Raw genomic sequence first — 20,944 nt, 5'->3', positions numbered from 1 at the left:
TTGCGCACCGGATGGGCTTTTGTGCACTTCTCGTCCGGACGGTTTCCGTGGGGCGTTCGCCTGGGACTGGTGCCGGAACGGATGACCACCCGCGCCGGAGTTGGCCGAGATGTCTGGAGTGGGAGTTTTGGCAAATGGCGATATATGTCTGTTTTGCCGTCTCTTCATTCACCACCGCGATAGTGCGCCGAATCGGCGTCCGGCCACGACTGCGCTGATCGGCCTATTTCGGATCTTCGCCGGGTTTGGCATCGTGATCGCGGGTTCGTCGGGGGCTCAGCAACGGCTGGTTGCTTTTGACGAGGGGGATCTCGTGCGTTCTTCCGGTGCGCGTTGGCGCGCTCTTTTGCTCTGCGCCGCGATGGGTTCCGCAACCGTGGTGACGGTCACACCGGCGCACGCCGCACCGGCCGTGGTGGTGCCGGATTCGGCGCCGGACGAGGTCACGGCCACGTCCTACGCGCGTGAAGGCGGCAAGCAGGTCGAGGTGTCGTCGGAGACCACCGAGACGTCGCGGACGCTGGCCAACCCGGACGGCTCGTGGACGATGACGCAGTACGTCCACCCGGTCCGGGTCAAGCAGGGCGCCACGTGGGCACCGGTCGACACGACCCTGGTGCGACGCGCGGACGGCTCGCTCGGGCCGAAGGCGATCACCGTCGACGTCAAGCTCAACCCGGGAGGCGCCGGCTCGGCCGCCGAGCCCGTCGTGAAGGCGGGGGAGGACGGGAAAGAGGTCGGGCTGAAGTGGATCGCCGACCTGCCGGTCCCGGCGCTGGCCGGCGACACGGCCGTCTACGCCGAGGTGCTGCCCGGGGTGGACCTGACCGTGAAGGCGGTGGCCGCGGGCTTCACCGAGAACCTGGTCATCAAGACGCCGGAGGCGGCGAAGAACCCGAAGCTGCGGGAGATCCCCTTCGGGCTGCACACCCGCAACACGACCGTCGAGGTCGCGGAAGGCGAAGGTCGCGGCACACCGGCGCAGCCCGCGCCGACCGACGGGCTCGAGGTCAAGGACACCGCCGGCCAGGTGGTGTTCTCCGGTGACGCGTCCCGGATGTGGGACTCCTCCGGCGCCGGTTCGCCCGCCGAGCAGCAGCTCGGCGAGGGCGGCGGACGGCGGGAGGCGGTGATGGACGTCGCGCTCACCCGGGACAAGGTCACCATCACGCCGGACCAGGCGTTCCTGACCGACCCGGCGACCCGGTACCCGGTCTCGCTGGACCCGGACAGCTGGTGCGACTCGTGCGGGATCCAGTCGCACGTCGTGGTCCAGTCCGGCTACCCCGGTGCGAAGAACTGGAACGCCTCGACCGGGGACCTGTCGAACCTCAAGGCCGGCTACGAGAACTACGACAGCGCCGGCACGTCGAGGTCCTACATCCAGATGAACAGCGCCCGGCTGGCCGGGACCGTGGTGCACAGCGCGTCGCTCAACACCACGATCCAGCACAGCTACTCGTGCTCCCCGGCGCCGACCGGCCTGTGGCTGGCGAACCCGGCCACGCCCGACACCACGTGGAACGCGCAACCGGGCTGGGTGTACCAGGTTTCGACGATGAACGTCGCGAACTGCCACGACGCCGGGGGCGTGACGGGGCAGTTCGACGCCACCCGCGCGGCCAAGGACGCGGCCGCGAACCGGTGGCAGAACACGTGGTTCGCGCTGGCGGCCGCCAACGAAGGTGACGGGATGGCCGCCTGGCGGCGGTTCGACCTGAACCCGTACTTCGCGGTGAACTACGACTCCTACCCGAACCCGCCGGCGAGCCTGACGATGCAGAACGGCCAGCTGCCGTGCACCTCGGGGGCGAACCGGCCGTGGGTCTACACGAAGACCCCGCAGATCGCGGGCCGGGTGTCCGACCCGGACGGTGGCACCGTCTACGGCAAGTTCGCGCTGGCCTACGGCGCGCTCGGCCACAACGTCTACATCCACGAGAACGCCGCGAACCTCGTCCCGGTCGGCACCGCGGGCCCCAACCAGCAGGCGACCGCGCAGCTCGCCGCGGTCCCGCCCGGCTGGATCAACGAGGACGGCGTCTACAACTGGTCGATGCAGGCCTACGACGGTGAGCTCTGGTCGAACTGGGTCGGCAACTGCGAGTTCACCGTGGACACCAAGGTCCCGCTGCCGCCGAACGTGGCGATGGCCTCCTGGACCGATCCGAAGGTGCAGGGGGACGCGGCCGACTTCAGCGTGTGGACCTACCTGGCCACCGACGGTCTCTACGACATCGACCACTTCATCTACACGACGGACGGCTCCGAGCCGCAGCCGCAGGGATCACCCACCGCGCCCGCGGTCCAGAGCACCGACGCCAACGGGAAGACGATCGCCACCGCGAGCCTGAAGACGGCCGCGGTGAACGGCAACCAGAACCTGATCAGGGTCAAGTCGGTGAACAAGGCGGGCATGCCCAGCCCCAACGCGACCTGCGTGGTCATCCCGGACTCCAACCCGGCGCTGGACGGGCCGTCCTGCTCCTACCACGTCCAGCCGCTGACGCCGGCGAAGAACCTGGTCGCGGCGTGGGGCGCGGACGAGCCGTCGGGAACGTCCCTTGTGGACAGTGCCGCCGCGACGCCGGGAAACACCGGTCTCGCCGCGCACCCGGCGACGTTGTCCGGTGGGGCGACCCGGCAGCCGGGTTACAACCACGGGACCACCTGGACCCACCCCGACACCAGCGGGTACAGCGAGGGCGCGAAGGGCGCGATCGAGCTGGACGGCACGAGCGGCTACGCCCAGACGCCGGACCGGGTCCTCGACCCGGCGAAGTCGTTCACGGTGGCCGCTTGGGCGAGGCTCGCCGACACCGCGCACTCGCAGACCGTCCTCGCCCAGGACGGCACGCAGTCGGCGCCGTTCATCCTGCAGTACAACAAGGAACGCAACGCGTGGGCGCTGCGCGTCACGGCCGGGGACCAGGCCGCGCCGGGTGACGTCCGGGTGGTGGCGAGCGGGCCACCGCAGGTCGGGGTGTGGACGCACCTGGCCGCGACCTACGACGCCGCGACCGGCGCCGCCACGCTGTACGTCGACGGGGCCAAGCAGGGCACGCAGATCGCCCGCCCGTGGACCGCGACCGGCCCGGCCGTGCTGGGCGCCGGCAAGTGGGCCGGGGCCCGCACCGACTTCTTCCACGGCCGGCTCGACGACCTGCAGGTCTGGCAGCGCACCCTGTCCGGCCAGGACGTGCACGACCTGGCCGGGACGGCGGTCCCGCTCGCGAACTACGGGCTGGCCGAGGGGTGCGGCCCGGAGCTGGTCTCGGCGACCTCGCGGGTGCCGTCCCTGCAGGCGAGCTGGGCGCTCGGGCAGACCAGCGGCAACGCCGCCACGGACGACACCGGCTACGGCAACGACCTCACGATCACGGGCGGCCACACCTGGGTGCCCGGCCACGACGGCGGCGGTCTGCAGCTCGACGGCGTCAACGGTTACGGCGCCACCCCCGGTCCGGTGGTGGATACGGCCAGCTCGTTCACCGTGTCGGCGTGGGTGAACCCGGCCGATCTGAATGCCGGTTACACCGTCCTGTCGCAGGCGGGGGCGCACACGGCGAACTTCGTGCTGCGCTACGACAAGCCGGCCAACCGCTGGGCGTTCGGGGTGTCCCCGGCCGACGACGCCGCGGCGTCGATGACCTGGGCGACGGGAACCTCCATACCCCAGGCGGGGAAGTGGACACTGCTGACGGCGGTGTTCGACCGGGCGGCGACGCGCATCCGGCTCTCGGTGAACGGCGTCCGCGAGGCCGACGCGCCCGTGCCGACGGCTTGGACGGCGAACGGGCCGCTGCTGCTCGGCGCGGAACCGGGCGGGAGCAACCCGTTCAAGGGCCTCCTCGACCAGGGCCGGGTCTGGGCGCACAGCCTCACCGACGACCAGATCGCCGCGACGAACAGCCTGAGCTACTACGACTCGGTCGCGAAGTCCACCGGCACGCCGTCGGGTGGGGTCTCGCTGGGCATGGAGACGGATGCTTCGGGCTCTCCGGTGGCCTGCGCCGCGAAGTTCACCGTCAACGGTGGCGAGGTCGCGACGACCAAGCCGGCCGCGCTGCGGACCGACAAGTCGTTCACGGTCGAAGCCTGGGTCAAGCACTCGTGGACCGCTTCGGACGCCACCGTGAACGGCCCGGTCGACCCGTCGCCCCGCGCCGTCGTCAGCACCGCCGACACGCAGTTTTCGCCGCTGCTGCTGGGCTACCGGCCGTGGGCCGACACGTCGGGCAAGCTGCGTCCCCGGTGGAGCTTCCTGCTGTCCCCGTCCGCGACCGGGAACGACAGCCGGATCGTGTTGAGCGATGCCGAGGCGGCCGACAACACCTGGACTCACCTGGCCGCCACCTACGACGCCGCGACCGGCTACATGGCGCTCTACGTCAACGGGGCGAAGCAGAGCTTCTACGTCAACACTCCCGACGGCGGCGGAGTCACGGCTCGCGACTCAAGCGGTGGTCTCTTCCTCGGCCACGGCGTGTGGACCGGACAGCGCAGCGACACCTGGTACGGCGATCTGGCCGGCGTGCGCGTCTACTCCGGCCTGCGCGGCGCCGACGCGATCACCACCGACAAGCGGGCCGACGACCCCGGCACCCTCTTCGACGTCACCCACTAGCCCAGCACCGGCTTCCGGCGCGTCGAGCGCCAACCACACTTAGGCAGGCTGACATGACTCTCGCGCGCTTCACCCGGAGCAGAAGGGCACTGGCCCTCGGTCTCGCCGTCGTGCTGCTGGGTTCGGCCCAGACCGCGGCGGCGGAAGCCGCGGCCGGCGGCTGGCACGGACTGGGCTGGGACCTGCCCCCGTTGCAGCAGACGCGCTCCGTGGCCGGTGTCGACGGCGGTTTCCGGGCCGCCCCGGCCGCCGCCGCGGCGTCGGTCACGCCGGCGAAGGTGAGCTGGCCGGCGGCCGGGTCGGTCGACGTCGACCTCGCCACGGCGGCGAAAGCGCCTGCCGGGCAGGCGGTCGGCGTCGCGCGGGCGGCGGCCACCGCGCGCCGGGGCGCGGGCAAGGTCCGGATCAGCACCGTCGACCAGGCCACGAGCGCCAAGACCGGGGTCAAGGGGGTGCTGGTCAGGGTAGAGCCGGTGGCCGGCGACACCAGCGGGCCGGTGACCGTCGACGTCGACTACCACACTTTCGGTGACGCGTACGGCGGTGACTTCGGCGGCCGGCTGCACCTCGTGCAGTACCCGCCCTGCCTGCTGAGCACCCCGGACAAGCCCGAGTGCCGCGTGGGCACCCCGCTGAGCTCGGACAACAACACCAAGACCCGGCACGTCGCCGCCGACGTCACGCTGCCGGCGGCCCCGGCCGGAGCGCGGCAGACCGCCGCGGCCCCCTCGATGCTGGTGGCCGCGGAAGCCGACACCAAGGGCGGCGGCGGTGACTTCGGCGCGACCGACCTGAAGCCGGCCGGCTCCTGGTCGGCCGGCGGCTCGGCGGCGGACTTCGACTACTCGTACCCGATCGGCACCCCCGCCGCGCTCGGCGGCACCGGTCCCTCGGTCAGCCTGAACTACTCCTCGGGCTCGGCGGACGGCCTCACCTCCGCCACGAACAACCAGGCTTCGGGGATCGGCGACGGCTGGAGCCTCTCCGGCGGCGGCTTCATCGAACGCCGGTACAAGAGCTGCAGCCAGGACCTCGGCGGCAACAACAACCAGACGAAGACCGGCGACCTGTGCTGGTACAAGGACAACGCGACGATCTCCTTCGCCGGCGCGAACGGTGATCTCGTCTTCGACAAGAACACCGGCACCTGGCACCCGCAGGACGACGACGGCACCCGGGTCGAGCGGCTCACCGGTGGCGCCAACGGCGACAAGTTCGGCGAGTACTGGAAGGTCACCACACCGGACGGCGTCCAGTACTTCTTCGGCCTGAACCACCTGCCGGGCTGGGCGTCGGGCAAGGCGGAGACCCAGTCGACGTGGACCGTGCCGGTGTTCGGGAACAACGCCAACGAGCCCTGCAACGCCACCACCTACGCCGCGTCCTGGTGCAACCGCGCCTGGCGGTGGAACCTCGACTACGTCGTCGACCCGCACGGGAACGCCGTTTCGTACTACTACCAGCCCGAAACCAACTACTACGGTCTCAACCGCAACGCGTCCACGGCGAACAACCCCGGCACTGTGTACACCCGCAGCGGGTACCTGCAGAAGATCGAATACGGGTTCAACACCCACGTCGCCGACACGTTCGGCCACGCGCCCGCCCAGGTCCTGTTCGACACGGCCGAACGGTGCCTCCCGAGCGGCACGATCACCTGCGACCCCGGCCAGCTGAACACGGGGACCGCGACGTCGTGGCCGGACGTGCCTTCGGAGACGATCTGCAACCAGGGCGCCGTCTGCGTCTACAACTCGCCGTCGTTCTTCTCCCGCAAGCGCTACACCAAGATCACGACCCAGGTCAGCGACGGCGGCACGGGGTGGAAGCCGGTCCGCGAGTGGGCGCTCAAGCAGTCCTACCCGCCCACCACCGACGGCAACAAGCCCGCGCTGTGGCTGGATTCGATCACCGAAACCGGGAAGATCGCGAGCCCGAACACCGTGGGCGCGGCGATCACGCTGCCCGCGACGACGTTCCACCCGAAGCCGATGGCCAACCGAGTGGACCCCGCCAGCCAGTACACGGCGCTGACCCGCAACCGGATCGACGCCATCACCACGCCCCAGGGCGGGCTCACCACGATCAAGTACGCGGACGCCGAGTGCAGACCCGGCGGGCCGATGCCCGATCCGGTGAACCTGAAGAACAACACGCTGTCGTGCTACCCGGTGTACTGGAGCCCGCCCGGCGCGACCGACCCGGTCCTGGACTACTTCACCAAGTTCCGGGTCAGCGACGTCATCGAAGACGCGAACACCACCCAGCAGCCGCAGAAGAAGGTCACCCACTACGACTACCTCGGCGGCGGCGCCTGGCACTACGACGACGACCCGTTCAGCGACCCGAAGTACCGGACGTGGTCGCAGTGGCGAGGGTACGGCGACGTCAAGACGACCACCGGGCTCGGCGTCGAGGGCGGTGACCCGTCCGGTCCGCCGGTGACGACCGAGACGTACTACCTGCGGGGCATGGAAGGCGCGACGGTCACCAGCCCGAACTGGCACGAGTCGGTCACCGACCGCAAGGAGGTCGCCGGCTTCACCCGGGAGACGGTCACCTACCGGGACGGGCAGGTCGTCGGCGGCACGCTGGCCGAACCGTGGGTCTCGGACGCCACGGCGACCGACGCCGACGGCCGGACCGCGGCCTACACCGACACCGACACCAGCCGGGCCCGCACCTGGCTCGACACCACGGGCACCTGGCGGGTGTCGCGGACGCACACCACCCACGGGAAGTACGGGCTCGTGACCGCGGTGCAGTCCGAAGGGGACACGAGCGACCCGAAGCAGACCAGCTGCACCCTCACGACGTACCTGGAGAACACCGCCGGCTGGCTGCTGAACTTCTCGAGCCAGGTGCGGAAGATCTCCGGGGTCTGCGACGACCGGACGAACCCGCCCGGACCGGGCAACATCATCAGCGACAGCCGGACCTCCTACGACAACCAGGCTTTCGGCGTCGCGCCCACGACCGGGATCATCACCCGGATCGACAGCCTCGACGACTGGCCGGCGGGCGGCGCCGAGAAGATCAAGTCGCCGGCGGCGACCACGGTGTACGACGACTACGGCCGGGTGGTGAGCGCGACCGACGCCCTCGGCCTGACCAGCACGACGGCCTACACCCCGGCCAAGGGCGGTCCGGTCACCCAGGTCGACACGACCACACCACCGGTCACCGGGGTGGCGGGCGCGCCCAAGTTCACGTCCACCAAGTACCTGGACCCGGTCTCCGGCGCGACGGTCGCGAGCAAGGACGCCTCCGGGCTGCGGACCGACGCCACCCAGGACGCCCTCGGGCGTGTCCTCTCGGTGTGGAAACCCGGGCACAGCAAGGCCTCGAACGCGCCGGCGGACGTCACCTACGCCTACAGCGTCAACAACGTGGGCGGCGTCAGCAACGTCGCGACGAAGAGCCTGCTCGCCAACGGGCAGTACGCCACCTCGTACACGCTGATCGACGGACTCGGCCGCACGATCCAGACGCAGGCGCCGCGCATCGACGACGGCCCCGGCCGGATCATCACCGACACCTTCTACGACTCCCAGGGCCGCACGTACAAGACCCACAACGCCTACTGGAACAGCGCGGCCCCCTCGGCGACGCTGTACGTCGCCGACGACGCCTCGGTCCCGAACACGACGCTGGCCACCTTCGACAGCGCGGGCAGCCCCCGCAGCAGCGCCTACCTGCTCAACGCCGTGGAACAGTGGCGGTCGACGACCATCCCGGACGGCGACCGCACGACGACGATCCCGCCGAACGGCGGCACGGCGTCGACCACGGTCACGAACGGGCTCGGGCAGACCGTCCAGCTCCTGCAGTACAAGGACCCCGCGAAGCACGTCGCCGGCTCGCCCGCCGACACGACGACCTACACCTACACCCGCAGCGGCAAGCAGGCCACGGTCACCGACACGACCGGCAAGAACGTCTGGTCGTTCGAGTACGACCTGAAGGACCGCAAGACCTCGTCGACCGACCCGGACACGGGCAAGACGACCTACACCTACGACGCGGCCGGCCGGCTGCTGACCACGACGGACGCCCGCAACCGGCTGGTCAGCTACACCTACGACAACCTCGGCCGCAAGACCGCCGAGTTCGACGGGCCCGCGGCGACCGGCGCCAAGATCGCCGGGTGGACCTACGACACACTGCTCGCCGGGCAGCCCACGAGCTCGACGCGCTACGTTGGGACCAAGGCGTACACGAAGGAAACCACCGGCTACGACACCGCCGGCCGGCCCACCGGCAGCAAGGTCACCATCCCGGCCGGGGACAAGGGCCTTTCGGGCAGCTACCAGTTCGGCGTCACCTACGAGCCGAACACCGGCGCGGTGCAGACCACGAACACGCCCGAGAAGGGCGGCCTGCCGGCGGAGGAGCTGTCGTTCGGCTACTACGCCAACGGCGCGCCGAAGACCATGCTGGCGGCCAACTCCTCGGGCGGCGGCACCAAGCTGGTCTCGCTCACCGAGTACAACCCGCTCGGCCAGGTGCTGCGGACCGGCTTCAACAACGACGACAGCCCGGACCAGGTCGCGGTCACCAACACCTACACCAACGGCACCAACCGGCTCGAATCCGTCCAGGCGCAGCGTTCGACGTCGTCCGACTATGCGATCGCGAACCGCGCCTACACCTACGACCAGGCCGGCAACCTCACGAAGGTCGCCGACACCCCGCAGGGCGCGAAGGCCGACGTCCAGTGCTTCCGCCAGGACTACCTGCAGCGGCTCACGGAAGCGTGGACGCCGACGTCGGGCGACTGCGCCCCGCAACCCGCCACGGCCGGCATCGGTGGTGCGGCGCCGTACTGGACGTCTTGGACCTTCGACGACACGGGCAACCGCAAGACGCAGGTCCAGCACACCGCCGCGGGCGACATCACGACCGGCTCGACGTACCCGGCGCCCGGCGAGACCCGCCCGCACGCGGTGGAAGCCGTCACGACCACGGGGCCGGGCGGCACGACCGCGACGAGCTACGACTACACGGAGACCGGCAGCACGAAGACCCGCGGACCGGCCGGCGCGGCGCAGACGTTCACGTATGACGCCGAAGGCCGCGTCGCGACCGCGAAGGAGGCCAACGGCGCCGACAGCAGCTACCTCTACGACGCCGACGGCGGCGTCCTGATCACGAAGGACCCGAGCGGGGCGACGCTTTCGATCGGGGACATGGAGTTGTTCGTCCCCACCGGCGGCAGCTTCGCGTCGGGCACCCGCTTCTACAGCTACAACGGCCAGGTGATCGCGTCCCGCACGTCGTCGACCGGCCTGAGCTGGAAGCTGACCGACCACCAGGGGACCACGTACGCCACGGTCGACGCGGCCAACCTGACGGTCTCGAAGCGCTGGCAGGACCCGTACGGCGCGAACCGCGGAACACCCCCGCCGAGCTGGGCGGACAAGCACGGTTTCCTGGGTGGCTACCAGAACACGACGGGTCTGACCCACCTGGGAGCCCGGGACTACGACCCGCTCTCCGGCCGCTTCCTGACGGCGGACCCGATGCTGGACACGGGCAACCCGCAGGCGCTGAACGCGTACACCTACAGCAACAACAGCCCGGTTTCGTTCAGCGACCCGACCGGCCGGATGTGGGGAGCCGAGTGCGGCCCGGACGGCGTCCTGTGCGGCACCGGCGAGGCGATGTCGGACCCGAACTACGTCGACAACCGCGCGTATTTCATGAAGCAGCGCGGCTACAGCCAGCAGTCGATCGACAGCTTCCGCAAGATCGCGGCGAACAGCGGTTGCAAGCGCGGGTCCGCGTGCAGCAAGCAGCGGGAGGTCGTCCGCGGACACGTCAAGAAGTACTCGCCGATCACCAACGACCCCCAGCGCTTGATCAGCCTCTGGTCTTCGCTGGCCATGCAGATCGACGGCCCACGGCCGTTCTGGAGCACGGCCACCGGCACCGGCGACGAAATGGCGTGCTACGGCCAGCGTGGTTGCCACGAGGCCTGGGTCTACCTCCAGGGTCACGGCGACGACGTCGCCGGCGCGAAGGTGATCGCGGCCTTGTACTGCGTGGAGCACTACGAGGAATGTCAGGGCGAGAAGCAGTTCGACGACATGGTCATGGAAGACCTGAGCAGCTTGCTGATGCTCGGCGCGATGGGACTCGGGTCGGGCGCGGGAGCGGCGGCGGAGGACACGGCCGGCGCGGCGACCGCCGCCGAAGGCGGTGCGATGCGGTCGCCGCTGGCTTCGCGCGTCGGCTGCCCGAACAGCTTCGCCGGCGACACGCCGGTGCTGATGGCGGACGGGACGCAAAAGCCCATCGACGAAGTGCGGGTGGGCGACGTGGTCTTGGCGGCGGACCCGGAATCGGCGCAGGTCGCGCCGGAGACGGTCACCGCGTTGCACACGACGGGCGAAGACCGCGACTTCGTGGACGTGTCGGTCGCCGGCTTCGAACCCGGCAAGAAGATCACAACGACGGCGTGGCACCGCTTCTGGAGCGTCACGGCGCGCGACTGGGTGGCCGCCGGGGCACTCCGGCCAGGTGATCGCTTGGCGATGCCGGACGGCCGCAACGCGGTGGTGCGGGCGATCCACCGGTACACCGGCGCGATCCGCACTTTCAACTTGACGGTCCGCTCGCTGCACACGTTCTTCGTCACCGCCGGGAACGTGCCGGTGCTCGTGCACAACACCGGATTGTGTCCGCACGTGGATCTGTCCGGCGTTCCGGAAGAACTGCGGCCCTTCGCCGAAAACGTGATCCGTCAGGTGGACAAGGACGGCACGCTCCCGCCAGGGGTCAAACAGGGCGGAACGCGGAAGCAGCCGGGAATCTACGGCGGCGAGGGCCTTCCGCCGGAGAGCCCGTTGTACTACACCGAAAGCGACATCATGCCCACACTGCCCGGAGAAACCCGGCCGGAGTCCGGTCGCTTGGTTTTCGGTGCCCGCGGAGAGGTATATTACACAGGGCACTACAAGGATGGATTCGTTCAACTGAGAGGCCCGAACTGTGGATGCTGAAAGCCCTCGGGTACCGCTGAGGAGTCAGCAGCCCGACTTGTCGCGGCCCTGGTTCGACGTTTCCTCGGCGTTACCCGATCTCGTTCGGCGCCCCTATCTGGTTGCGCCCGGCCGGACCGAGGAATTGGCCGCCGCGCTCACCGGGCTGGGATTCCGGGTGGTCAGTGTTTCGGGTGACGAGGAGTCGCCGGATTTCGCGGACGACTTGTTGACGAAGCTGACGCGAGCCCTCGGCTTCTCGGAGGTGGGCGCGGGCAGCTGGGCGGCGTTCGACGACCGGCTTTGGGATCTGCTGACGGCACCGGATCCCCAACCGGTCGCCCTGGTCGTCCACGGCCTCGACTCCCTGGTCGATCGGGACCTGCACACGTTGCTGGTGTGCGTGCACAACCTCTTGTCGATGACCGAAGGTGTGGGGCTCCAGGAGGCGAGCGCCAGCAGGCAGGTCGAATACTTCTTCGTGGGCACTTGGCCCGGCCTGCGGCACTAGAGAATCGCCTGGTGGTGGGCCCCTCGCCTGCTCTGGATTTGCTGCCACAACCCAAAGGGGGAAGAAAACCATGCCTACTGGCAGATTCACGCGGTCGGCCTCCGTGCTGACCGCGGCACTCGTGATGGCCGGACTGGCCGCCACGCCCGCGTCGGCCGTTTCCGGGGCGAACCTCGAAGTCACCGTCGTCGCCGAGCAGGGCCGGTGGCTCTCCGGGGACACCGTCGGGCTCGACGTGACGGTGACCAACATCGGGGACTCCGTCGCCTTCGGTGCGTTCGGCACCGCCTACTCCGAGTCCGGGACGCCCTTCTGGGGCAACCGGAACCAGTGGGGAGACCTCTCGGACGGCGGCACCGGCGCGACCATCGCGCAGGGGGAGACCCGGACCGTGCACCTCACCGGGCAGCTCGGGACGTTCGACGGCGACTCCGTGGTGCACGTCGAGGTCTACGGCGGGCAAGACGTCGACAACAGCGACAACATCCAGCGCGTCACCCTGCCGATGGCGCGCGGCACCGAGCGCGTCGCCGGTGTGCTGTACGGGGACGCGAACGGCGACGGCAAGCTGTCCCCGGGCGAGAGCCTGGCCGGCGCCGAGGCGCACTTCATCGGGGTCGGGACGACGTCGGACATGGTCGCCGTCACCGACTCGACGGGCCACTTCTCCTTCGACGGCGTGCCGTTGAGCCGGACGGCCTACCTGTCCTTCCAGAAGATCCCCGGCGGCTGGGTCGACCAGCCCGTGGGCGAGCTGCGGCTCGACGGCCGAGGCGCCTACACGGCGCTCGAGGTGCGGGCCGTGCGGCCGTTGTCCGACGTGCTGCACGAAACCCTCACGCTCGACAAGGCGAGCTACGCGCCCGGCGACACCGGCACGGTCACGGTCACGTTGACGAACTCCGGCAGCACCCCGCTGACCGGCCTCTTCCTCAGCTGCGACGCGGGCGGCTTCGGTTCGGAGCTGACGGTCACCGACGACCAGTGGGGCGCGTTCGACTTCCGGCGCCGCGATGGCGCGTTGGCCGCAGGCGGGCGGATCGTGCTCACCGCGCACGGCAAGGTGCCCGACAAGGCGGCCTACACCGGCCTGACCGGGCTCGACTGCTCGGCGTCCGACGGCCACACCGGCGGCGCCCCGTACGTCAGCACCCTGGCCAAGGTCCCCGGCATGCACGCCGACTCCCACGGGCAGGTCTGGCTCGACAAGAACGGCAACAACCAGCCCGACGCCGGTGAAGGCGTGGCGAAGCGGAACGTCGTGCTGCTCGAGAACGGCGTCATCCGGGCGATCACGAAGACCGACGCCAACGGCTTCGCGACGTTCAAGAACGTCCCGGTGGGCAACTACCAGCTGCGGGTCCTGGGGCCGTGGAAGCCGGCCCCGTTCTACGGCGAGCTCGCCGTCCACGCCCCGCCGTACGGCGGCGGCGACTGGAGTGAGCAGGTCGTCGCGGGCTGACCGCGCGCACGTTCGGCTTCCGCACAAGCGGGGTATTCCCCGCTTGTGCGGCGCACCGGCCGCGCCACCGTGGTGAGAGGCGACTGCCGATGACGACGTACCAGCTCCCCCAGACGGACGAGCAGCTCCGCGTCGTCGCGCTGGAGATCGCCGACGACCTCAGCGAAGTGCCCGCGGTCCGCGCCTGGGCCGAGCGTGTTCTGGGCGACCTGCCGGGACACCAGCGGCGTGTTGCGCTCTTCGTCATCGAGGAACTGGTGACCAACGCGCTGCGCCACGGGGAGCCACCCCGCCAGGTCCGGCTGCTGCGCCGTCCCGGCTGGTTGTGCGTCGAGGTCGACGACGGCTGCCTCGACACGGCCTGCGTCCGCCGCGCGGGAGACGGCGGCGGGAGCGGGCTGCGCGCGGTCGCCCAGGTGAGCGTGTCCTGGGGGCAGTGGCAGCGCAGCACCGGGAAGACCGTGTGGGCCGAGATCGTCCTCGGTTGACCGGATCGTTACACAACTTGGGCCGGGGTTGGCGCGTCTAGTGGATCGTGAGAACGATCCGCATCGCCGGGCTCGGCCTGGTGGCCCTCCTGCTGGCCGCATGCAGTGGACAGACCGACGGGACCGCGCAGCCGGTCGGCGCGGCCGGACCGGCCGGGACGTCGACGGCGCCCGGCGTGCCGGCCGCACTGGTGGCGTTCGAGGGCGGGGACCAGCTGAGCCCCAAGGACCCGATCGTCGTCCGGGCGTCGAGTGGCACGTTGCAGACGGTCACGGTGACCAACCCGCAGACCGGCAACGGCGTCAAGGGTGAGCTGTCGCCGGACAAGAAGACGTGGACCAGCAACGACCACCTCCGGTACGCGGCCACCTACCAGGTGGTCGCCACGGCCGTGAACGAGGCGGGCGCGGCGACCGAGCAGCGCGGGGAAGTGCACACGATCAAGCCGGCCGGCGTCGCCACGCCGTCGCTGTTCCAGTCTGCGTCGGGTGACTTCGGCGTGGGCCTGGTCATCGGCCTGAAGTTCGACCACGACATCACCGACAAGGCGACGGTGGAGAAGTCGCTCAAGGTGACGTCGTCGCCGGCCCAGGACGGCGGCTGGTACTGGGTGGGCAAGCGCGAGGTGCACTTCCGGCCGAAGGACTACTGGAAGGCCGGCTCGACGGTGAAGCTCGAGACCGCGAACTTCGGCACGCCGATCGGCGGCGGGCTGTACGGCGGCCAGGACGTCTCGGCCACCTACAAGGTGCACGACTCCTGGGTGGCCAAGGCGGACGGCAAGACGCACCAGATCCAGGCGTTCCACAACGGGCAGCTGGTGAAGACCGCGCCGACCAGCATGGGCAAGACCGCCGACACCCCGCCGCGGGGGCCGACGCCGACCTTCAACGGCACCCACACGGTGCTGGGGAAGGAAGAGCACAAGATCATGGACTCCTGCAGCTACGGCGTCTGCGAGGGCGACCCCGGCTACTACAGCGCGCCGGAGAACTGGAACGTCCGGATCTCCAACGACGGCGAGTACCTGCACGAGAACCTGAAGACGGTCGGCGTGCAGGGCCGGGACAACGTCTCCAACGGCTGCCTCAACATGAACACCGAGAACGCCAAGTGGTTCTTCGACAACTTCAACGTCGGCGACGTCGTCGAGATCACCAACACGGGCGGCCCCCAGCTGTCCATCAACAACGGCCACGGCGACTGGGCGATCAGCTGGAGCGCTTGGCAGGCGGGCAGCGCCCTGCGAGGCTGAGGGTGTGGGCGTCGAGCGGATGAGCCCGTACGAGCGGGCGGCGTGGCAGGACATCGAGCGCTGGCGTGAGGAGCGGCTGGCGGTCAACGAACGCCGTCTCGTGCCGCAGGGCGTCCGTGAGCGCGTGGCCAAGGGCGGCCGGCTCGCCCGGGGACGGCTCGAGCAGGTGCCGGGCGCGGAACAGCTGACCGCGGTCGTCCACAACTCGATCGACGGACTGCTGACGCTGGTGAACAAGGCCAGCGAAGCGACGTTGCGGCGGAAGGCGGTCGTCGCGGCGTACGCCAAGCGCGGGCACGCCGTCAGCGAGCTGAGCGACATCCACCGGCTCGATCTGGCCGACATCGACAAGGCCAAGCCGCGCCTGGGCCTGAGCTACACGACGTTCAGCGCGGTCGAGGGCGCGGGCGCCGGCCTGGCGGTCTCCGGCGGCGAGCTGCTCGCATCAGCGGGCGGCATCCTCGGCGCGGGGGCCGGCGCGGCACCCGGAGCGGGCACGGTAGCCGCGGCGATCGCGGCCGACGCGGTGCTGGTCCTGGGCGCGATGACGAGGGCGATCGCCCACACCGCCGCGTACTACGGGTACGACACCGAGCTGCCCCAGGAGCGGGTCTTCGCGCTCGCCGTCCTCAGCTTCGGGATGGCCCAGCAGACCGGCAAGAGCATGGCGTACGTCGAGCTGAACAAGCTCGTGAACGACCTCGCCCGCCGGGCGGCGTGGGACCAGCTGAACCGCAACGGCGTCACCCGGATCATCAGGGCGTTCTACGAGCGGTTCGCGATGCGGCTGACGAGGCAGAAGCTCGGCCAGGCCGTACCGGTGGTCGGGATCATGATCGGCGCCGGACTCAACGCGCGGCTGCTGCACAACCTCACCGAGGACGCTGAGCATCTTTACCGCGAGCGGTTCCTGCGCGAGAAGCACAGCCTGGAGACGGCCGAGGTGGCCGCGGAGAAGGCCGACGTGGACGACGACACGATCCTGATCGCGGAGATCGTCGAGGAAGCGACCGCGGACGACCAGGACAGCCGGTCCTGACCAGCGATTTTCCTCATCGGGTGACCTGACCTGAACGCTTTGCGCGGGCGTTGGCAACTACGGGTGTCAGGGCGAAGCGAAACCCGAGGAGCTTCATGTCGTCAGACGCGGAACTGATCGGTAGGTCGCTGCGCGGAGACACCGACGCCTTCGTGGAAGTGATCGGCCGGCACGAGACCGCGCTCGGGAACTACCTGGCGCGCAGAGCGGGGCGGCAGGCCGCCGAGGACCTGCTCGGCGATGTGTGGGTGGCGGCTTACGAGTCCCGTGCCAACTATGACCTTTCGTATCCCGAAGCCAGGCCTTGGTTGTACGGCGTCGCGCTGAACAGGCTGCGCCGACACTGGCGGTCCGCGCCGGCCGAGGCGCCGGCGCCGGACCTGACCGGCGTGGCGAATGACTGGGATCCCTGGCCGGCGGTGGACGTCCGCGTGGACACGCAGGCACTGCTGAGCAGGGCACTGGCTCGGCTCAAACCGGAAGAGCGGGAAGTGCTGGGCCTGGTCGCCTGGGAGGACCTGACCGTCGCCGAGGCCGGACGGGTGCTCGACATCCCGGCCGGCACGGCCCGCCGCCTGTTGCACCAGGCGCGCAAAGCGTTGCGTGAAGCCCCCGAAGTGGTCGCGCTGCTGAAAGTCCCGACAACGTGAAAGACAGCCCCATGGACGAAATGGATCTCATGAAGAAGCTGCGTGACGTGCCGTCCTCCGGTCCCGAGGCCTATGACCGTGCCCGCGCGGCACTGCGGACGGCGATGGCGGAACCCGCGGCCACGGTCGTGCGGCCGAAGCGCTGGTTCTCCTGGCCCAAAGCCGGTGTCGCCGCCGCGGGCGCGGCAGCCGTCGCGGCGGCTGTGGTGCTGGGTACGTCCGGCGGCAGCGTCCCGGCCGGGCCGGCCGGCCCCGCCCCGCGGGCGGTCGAGGCCCCGCCCGCGGTCGAGGCGCCGCTGGTGAAGCTGGCCTCTGCGGTCAAGGCAGCCGGCACGCAGCCGGGAGACGCGTCGCTGATCGTCAACACGAAGTTCACGCCGGACGGCAAACCGGACCTCTCCTACACCCTGTACACCGACAAGGGCCTGCAGTTCACGGGCGATTCGATGAAGACCCTGGCGCACGCGGTCGCCAAGGGCAACGCCGAGCCTGCTCAGCCGTACGACGGGAACGTGATGGCGGCGGCCCGCCTCGCCGCGAACGGCGACGTCGAAAAGGCCAGGATCGCGATGATCACCGCGTCCGGCAACGCTCTCGGAGTCGGCCTGAGCCCCGCCGAGGCCGACAAGGCCTGGGCGGCCGCCCAAGCGGAGACCGCGGAGCTGTTCCGCAAGATCGGCAAGCCGGTTCCCGCTCCCCGGCCACGTCCGACGGGCAAGGACCTGGAAAACCTGATCAACAACCACCTGTGGAGCAACAACGAGCACGCGCTGTTCGCCAACGCGGCCGACGCGGAGGTACGCGCGGGCGTGCTGAAGCTGTACGCGACCATCCCGGACATGATCGTCGGCAAGACCACCGTCGACGGCCAGGCCGCGCTGACCCTCACCGCGCCCCCCGCCATCCTGGACGGCAGTACGGACGTCCTCATCATCAACGCCGGCAACGGCCTGCCGATCCGCGAGGAGATCACCACGACGGAACCGTCCAAGCACTACGTGGTGAACTACAAGTCCTCCCGCGTGACCCTCGCCGACGTGGCCGCGGGCAAGATCTGATCCCGGACGGCCGGTCAGCGTCGGTCGGCGAGGGAGTGGCTGCGCCGGGAGTTGACGGGGATCGCCCGCCGGCTCGAGCTCGACGACGTACGCGCGGTGTCCACCACCCTGGCGCCCAAGCCCGCGGCGAGCTCACCCTCGCGCTCCCCGGCCAGGACGCGGCCGCCATGGCCATCGGTCCGATGTACTACCGCAGCACCATCGAGCGCGCCCCGATCGACGCCACCTTCATCGAAGCTGTCGTCGCCGGCCTGGGCACCTGGTCTACCGGCCAGTGAGCGTCCGGAGTGGACTCAACGCGGTCGCGGAGCCGCGGGCCGTCGACGAGACGGCGGTCGACGCGGGACCGCTGACGTTCGTCCGGAAGCCGCGTCGACGGGGTGCCGCTGTAGCCGAGCGCGTCGGCGGAACCCGGCACTCGCACCACCTTCGGCATCGACGAACACCGGCCGCCGCCGGATGTATCGAGGCTGTACCGGCTCGACCTAGCATCGCCGCACCTGACATTTCGGACCACCGAGGGGCGCATGATGCGGGATACCAGGGTCGACCTACGCCGGGTGCTGGGCCACGCCGCGGCGGGCGGGTTCATCACCGTCGCCTTCGGGCTCATCGGGGCGGGCGCGGCGCACGCCGGGCCGCGGATCGCCATTCCCGGCGACGACGACGGCACGGCCGGTGCGGCCACGGTCCCGGGGATGATCGGCACACCCCAGCCGGTGGCGAGCCCGAAACAGAACGACGACGGCAAAGCGAACTCCGCGGCTTTCAAAGGCGCCGACGAGGGCGGCGCCCGCGAGGTCGTGCTCGGCAACGCGGGCGCCAAGGACAAGGGTTCCGACGACTCCGGAAAGAAGAACGACGGCGGCGAAAGGAAGTCCACGGGCTTCAAGGGCGCTGACGAGGGCGGCGCCCGCGAGGTCGTGCTCGGCAACGCGGGTAAGAAGGACGATGAGGACGACTCCGGCGACCGGAACTCGAAGCACGACGACGGCCGCGTCCGCGACCACATCGATTCCCCTGCCGCCATCCTCTCGGACGACGAGGACGAACCACCGCTGAGCAGCCCCGCCGCCATCCTGCGCGATCGTTCCGATCGCGACAACCCGGAAGACGCCACCCGAGCCCCGTCGAGCACGGAACGTTTCGGCGGCGACGCGGGCGCCCTCGTCCACCGCCTCACCGGCGGCCCTGTCGACTACGGCGCGCCCGCCGCCTACGACGTCGACCACGTCGAGGACGTGCTGGCCGCTAACCCGGAGAACAAGTTCCCGCTTTACGGCAAGGAACCGGCCACCACCCACTACGCGACGAGCACCCACGAGGAACCCGCGCCCGACGACGTCCACGACATGCTGGACTACCTGGGTCTGGTCCCGGTGGTCGGCGAGGCCGCCGACGCGGCGAACTCGGGGATCTACCTGGCCGAGGGCGACCCCGGCGCCGCCCTGCTGACGATGCCCGTGGTGGGCAAGGCCAAGGCCGTGGTCAAGGTGGCGCAGGGTGTCGGCGACGCGATCGCGGGTGCGGAACCCGAGATGGTGGTCGTCGAGGACGGCACGGTCCGCTACCGGCTGCCGGTGGTGACGACCCCGCTGCCCCCACCGACCGCGGCCGAGGTGGAACAGGAGGCCGGCGACTACGAGGCGAGCCGGCTCAAGCCCGGGAGCTCGCCTTACCTGCCGGGCACCCGGCCACCCGCCAACGTCACGCCGGAGCAGTTCGAGAAATACCTGGACGACTGGGTGGACCTGCGCCCGGCCCCGGAGAACTTCAAGGGCGGGCCCGTGGTGTGGCGGCGGATCCAGGCCGGGAACCTGTTCAACTGGCTGCGCAGCGAATCCTACGACTACAGCGAGGTCCGGACCGAACGCCGGAAGTACATCGATTCCTACGACCCGGGCGACAAGATCGTCGAGCGGAAGTACACCAACATCCAGAACGTTCTGCCGTCGACGGTGAACGGTTACCTCGGCGCCACCGCGAGCAAGTACCAGATCGGCGACATCGTCAGCGCCACCGAGGCGAACAAGGCCAAGGAACGCCGGAACGCCACCACGGCCACCCCGAAACCGATCGTCGGCCGGCCGATCGGCGGCACGCACGTCCTGGAGGTGCCGGAACAGGACCTGACCAAGGTGCCCAAGGTGGTGCGCGACCGGGCGCGGTTCCTGCACATCGACATCTGCGATACCGGCGGCGAATGCTTGTACGCGGTCCCGAAACCGCAATGAACCGTGCGACCCGGACCGGCGGATCCGGTCCGGGCCGGGCCCCCTCGGCCCCTCACGGCGCCCGGTACGTGTCCTGAGCCGGGGAGACCCGATGTCCCGCATCGCTCGCCGGTCGGGTAGCGGGAGCGCGGCACGAAGATCACCTTGTGATCTCCCGCGGTGCGCGACTGCGCGGACTCCGGAAGAGGTGAGGGCGGGTCCGGTGACCTCCGGGAGCAGGCTTCCTCGCGCGAGGGCACCCGCCGGAGGCGGGACGTCGACTTCCCGAAACCCCAAGTTCGGCGGCACGAAAAAACCGCCCACCCTGGAACTTTCTGTTCCGGTGAGCGGTCTTCGTGTGAAGTGGAGCTAAGGGGACTCGAACCCCTGACCCCCTCACTGCCAGTGAGGTGCGCTACCAGCTGCGCCATAGCCCCGGAGCGAAGGTGAACTCCGCATCTCGTGTGTCCATACACTACACGGCGCTCCGCAGGCCTCGACGCGGGGGTGCCCACCGGACCGGCAAGCCTCCGACCTGCAGCTTTATACCTTATTTTTAGTCGTGTATTGACTCCGGGTGTGGCCGCCGTTACATTTTGCGCGGTTGTGACGCCGAGGTCCCCGCCCGTTACGCCGCGTCTTCAAGACCGGGCACGC

The 20,944-nt window shown here is 70.0% G+C and carries 11 protein-coding genes and 1 tRNA gene; 10 read left to right on the top strand and 2 right to left on the bottom strand.

Annotated elements, in window-relative coordinates:
• Nucleotides 1-361 precede the first annotated feature (361 nt).
• The 9 genes from ACZ61C_RS31510 to ACZ61C_RS31470 all read left to right on the top strand — a co-directional run bounded on the left by ACZ61C_RS31510 (nt 362) and on the right by ACZ61C_RS31470 (nt 18,074).
• Nucleotides 362-4,627, top strand: a complete 4,266-nt coding sequence (locus ACZ61C_RS31510) for a LamG-like jellyroll fold domain-containing protein (protein WP_465311495.1) — start codon at nt 362-364, stop codon at nt 4,625-4,627.
• A 53-nt stretch (nt 4,628-4,680) separates the two neighbouring features.
• Nucleotides 4,681-11,631 (top strand): polymorphic toxin-type HINT domain-containing protein, encoded by a 6,951-nt coding sequence (locus tag ACZ61C_RS31505; RefSeq protein ID WP_465311494.1) that lies wholly within the window; start codon nt 4,681-4,683, stop codon nt 11,629-11,631.
• A 37-nt stretch (nt 11,632-11,668) separates the two neighbouring features.
• Nucleotides 11,669-12,121, top strand: a complete 453-nt coding sequence (locus ACZ61C_RS31500; RefSeq protein WP_465311493.1) for a hypothetical protein — start codon at nt 11,669-11,671, stop codon at nt 12,119-12,121.
• A gap of 70 nt (nt 12,122-12,191) precedes the next feature.
• Complete coding sequence (locus ACZ61C_RS31495) at nt 12,192-13,583, top strand: hypothetical protein (protein ID WP_465311492.1); 1,392 nt, start codon at nt 12,192-12,194, stop codon at nt 13,581-13,583.
• A gap of 89 nt (nt 13,584-13,672) precedes the next feature.
• The gene (locus ACZ61C_RS31490) at nt 13,673-14,071 is read left to right on the top strand and encodes an ATP-binding protein (protein WP_465311491.1); all 399 of its coding nucleotides are present in this window, start codon (nt 13,673-13,675) and stop codon (nt 14,069-14,071) included.
• A 47-nt stretch (nt 14,072-14,118) separates the two neighbouring features.
• Nucleotides 14,119-15,327 carry a L,D-transpeptidase gene (locus ACZ61C_RS31485; protein WP_465311490.1) on the top strand — a complete coding sequence of 403 codons (1,209 nt, stop codon included), beginning with the start codon at nt 14,119-14,121 and terminating at the stop codon, nt 15,325-15,327.
• 4 nt (nt 15,328-15,331) lie between these two features.
• Nucleotides 15,332-16,366 (top strand): EcsC family protein, encoded by a 1,035-nt coding sequence (locus tag ACZ61C_RS31480; protein ID WP_465311489.1) that lies wholly within the window; start codon nt 15,332-15,334, stop codon nt 16,364-16,366.
• Nucleotides 16,367-16,461: 95 nt separating this feature from the next.
• Nucleotides 16,462-17,016: an RNA polymerase sigma factor gene (locus ACZ61C_RS31475; protein WP_465311488.1), complete on the top strand. Its 555-nt coding sequence runs from the start codon at nt 16,462-16,464 to the stop codon at nt 17,014-17,016.
• 11 nt (nt 17,017-17,027) lie between these two features.
• Complete coding sequence (locus ACZ61C_RS31470; protein WP_465311487.1) at nt 17,028-18,074, top strand: hypothetical protein; 1,047 nt, start codon at nt 17,028-17,030, stop codon at nt 18,072-18,074.
• A gap of 187 nt (nt 18,075-18,261) precedes the next feature.
• Here ACZ61C_RS31470 and ACZ61C_RS31465 read toward each other — a convergent pair whose 3' ends face one another.
• A complete protein-coding gene (locus ACZ61C_RS31465; RefSeq protein WP_465311486.1) occupies nt 18,262-18,492 on the bottom strand; it encodes a hypothetical protein in 231 nt (76 codons plus the stop codon).
• Between the two features lie 112 nt (nt 18,493-18,604).
• Here ACZ61C_RS31465 and ACZ61C_RS31460 point away from each other — a divergent pair, with 112 nt between their 5' ends.
• Nucleotides 18,605-20,308, top strand: a complete 1,704-nt coding sequence (locus ACZ61C_RS31460; RefSeq protein ID WP_465311485.1) for a hypothetical protein — start codon at nt 18,605-18,607, stop codon at nt 20,306-20,308.
• A gap of 343 nt (nt 20,309-20,651) precedes the next feature.
• On the opposite strand, the gene ACZ61C_RS31455 is transcribed toward ACZ61C_RS31460, so the two are convergent.
• Nucleotides 20,652-20,724 (bottom strand) — tRNA-Ala (locus tag ACZ61C_RS31455).
• Nucleotides 20,725-20,944 lie beyond the last annotated feature (220 nt).

Source organism: Amycolatopsis sp. NPDC104587 (genome assembly GCF_055583645.1).
The sequence above is the reverse complement of the archived record's forward strand: the minus strand, read 5'-3'. Positions and strand labels throughout refer to the sequence as shown.

Bases quoted from the DNA above. Each gene is read 5' to 3' on its own strand.
- ACZ61C_RS31505 (WP_465311494.1), top strand. From the start codon at position 4,681: ATGACTCTCGCGCGCTTCACCCGGAGCAGAAGGGCACTGGCCCTCGGT.
- ACZ61C_RS31510 (WP_465311495.1), top strand. From the start codon at position 362: ATGGGTTCCGCAACCGTGGTGACGGTCACACCGGCGCACGCCGCACCG.
- ACZ61C_RS31470 (WP_465311487.1), top strand. From the start codon at position 17,028: ATGGACGAAATGGATCTCATGAAGAAGCTGCGTGACGTGCCGTCCTCC.
- ACZ61C_RS31475 (WP_465311488.1), top strand. From the start codon at position 16,462: ATGTCGTCAGACGCGGAACTGATCGGTAGGTCGCTGCGCGGAGACACC.
- ACZ61C_RS31460 (WP_465311485.1), top strand. From the start codon at position 18,605: ATGCGGGATACCAGGGTCGACCTACGCCGGGTGCTGGGCCACGCCGCG.
- ACZ61C_RS31495 (WP_465311492.1), top strand. From the start codon at position 12,192: ATGCCTACTGGCAGATTCACGCGGTCGGCCTCCGTGCTGACCGCGGCA.
- ACZ61C_RS31490 (WP_465311491.1), top strand. From the start codon at position 13,673: ATGACGACGTACCAGCTCCCCCAGACGGACGAGCAGCTCCGCGTCGTC.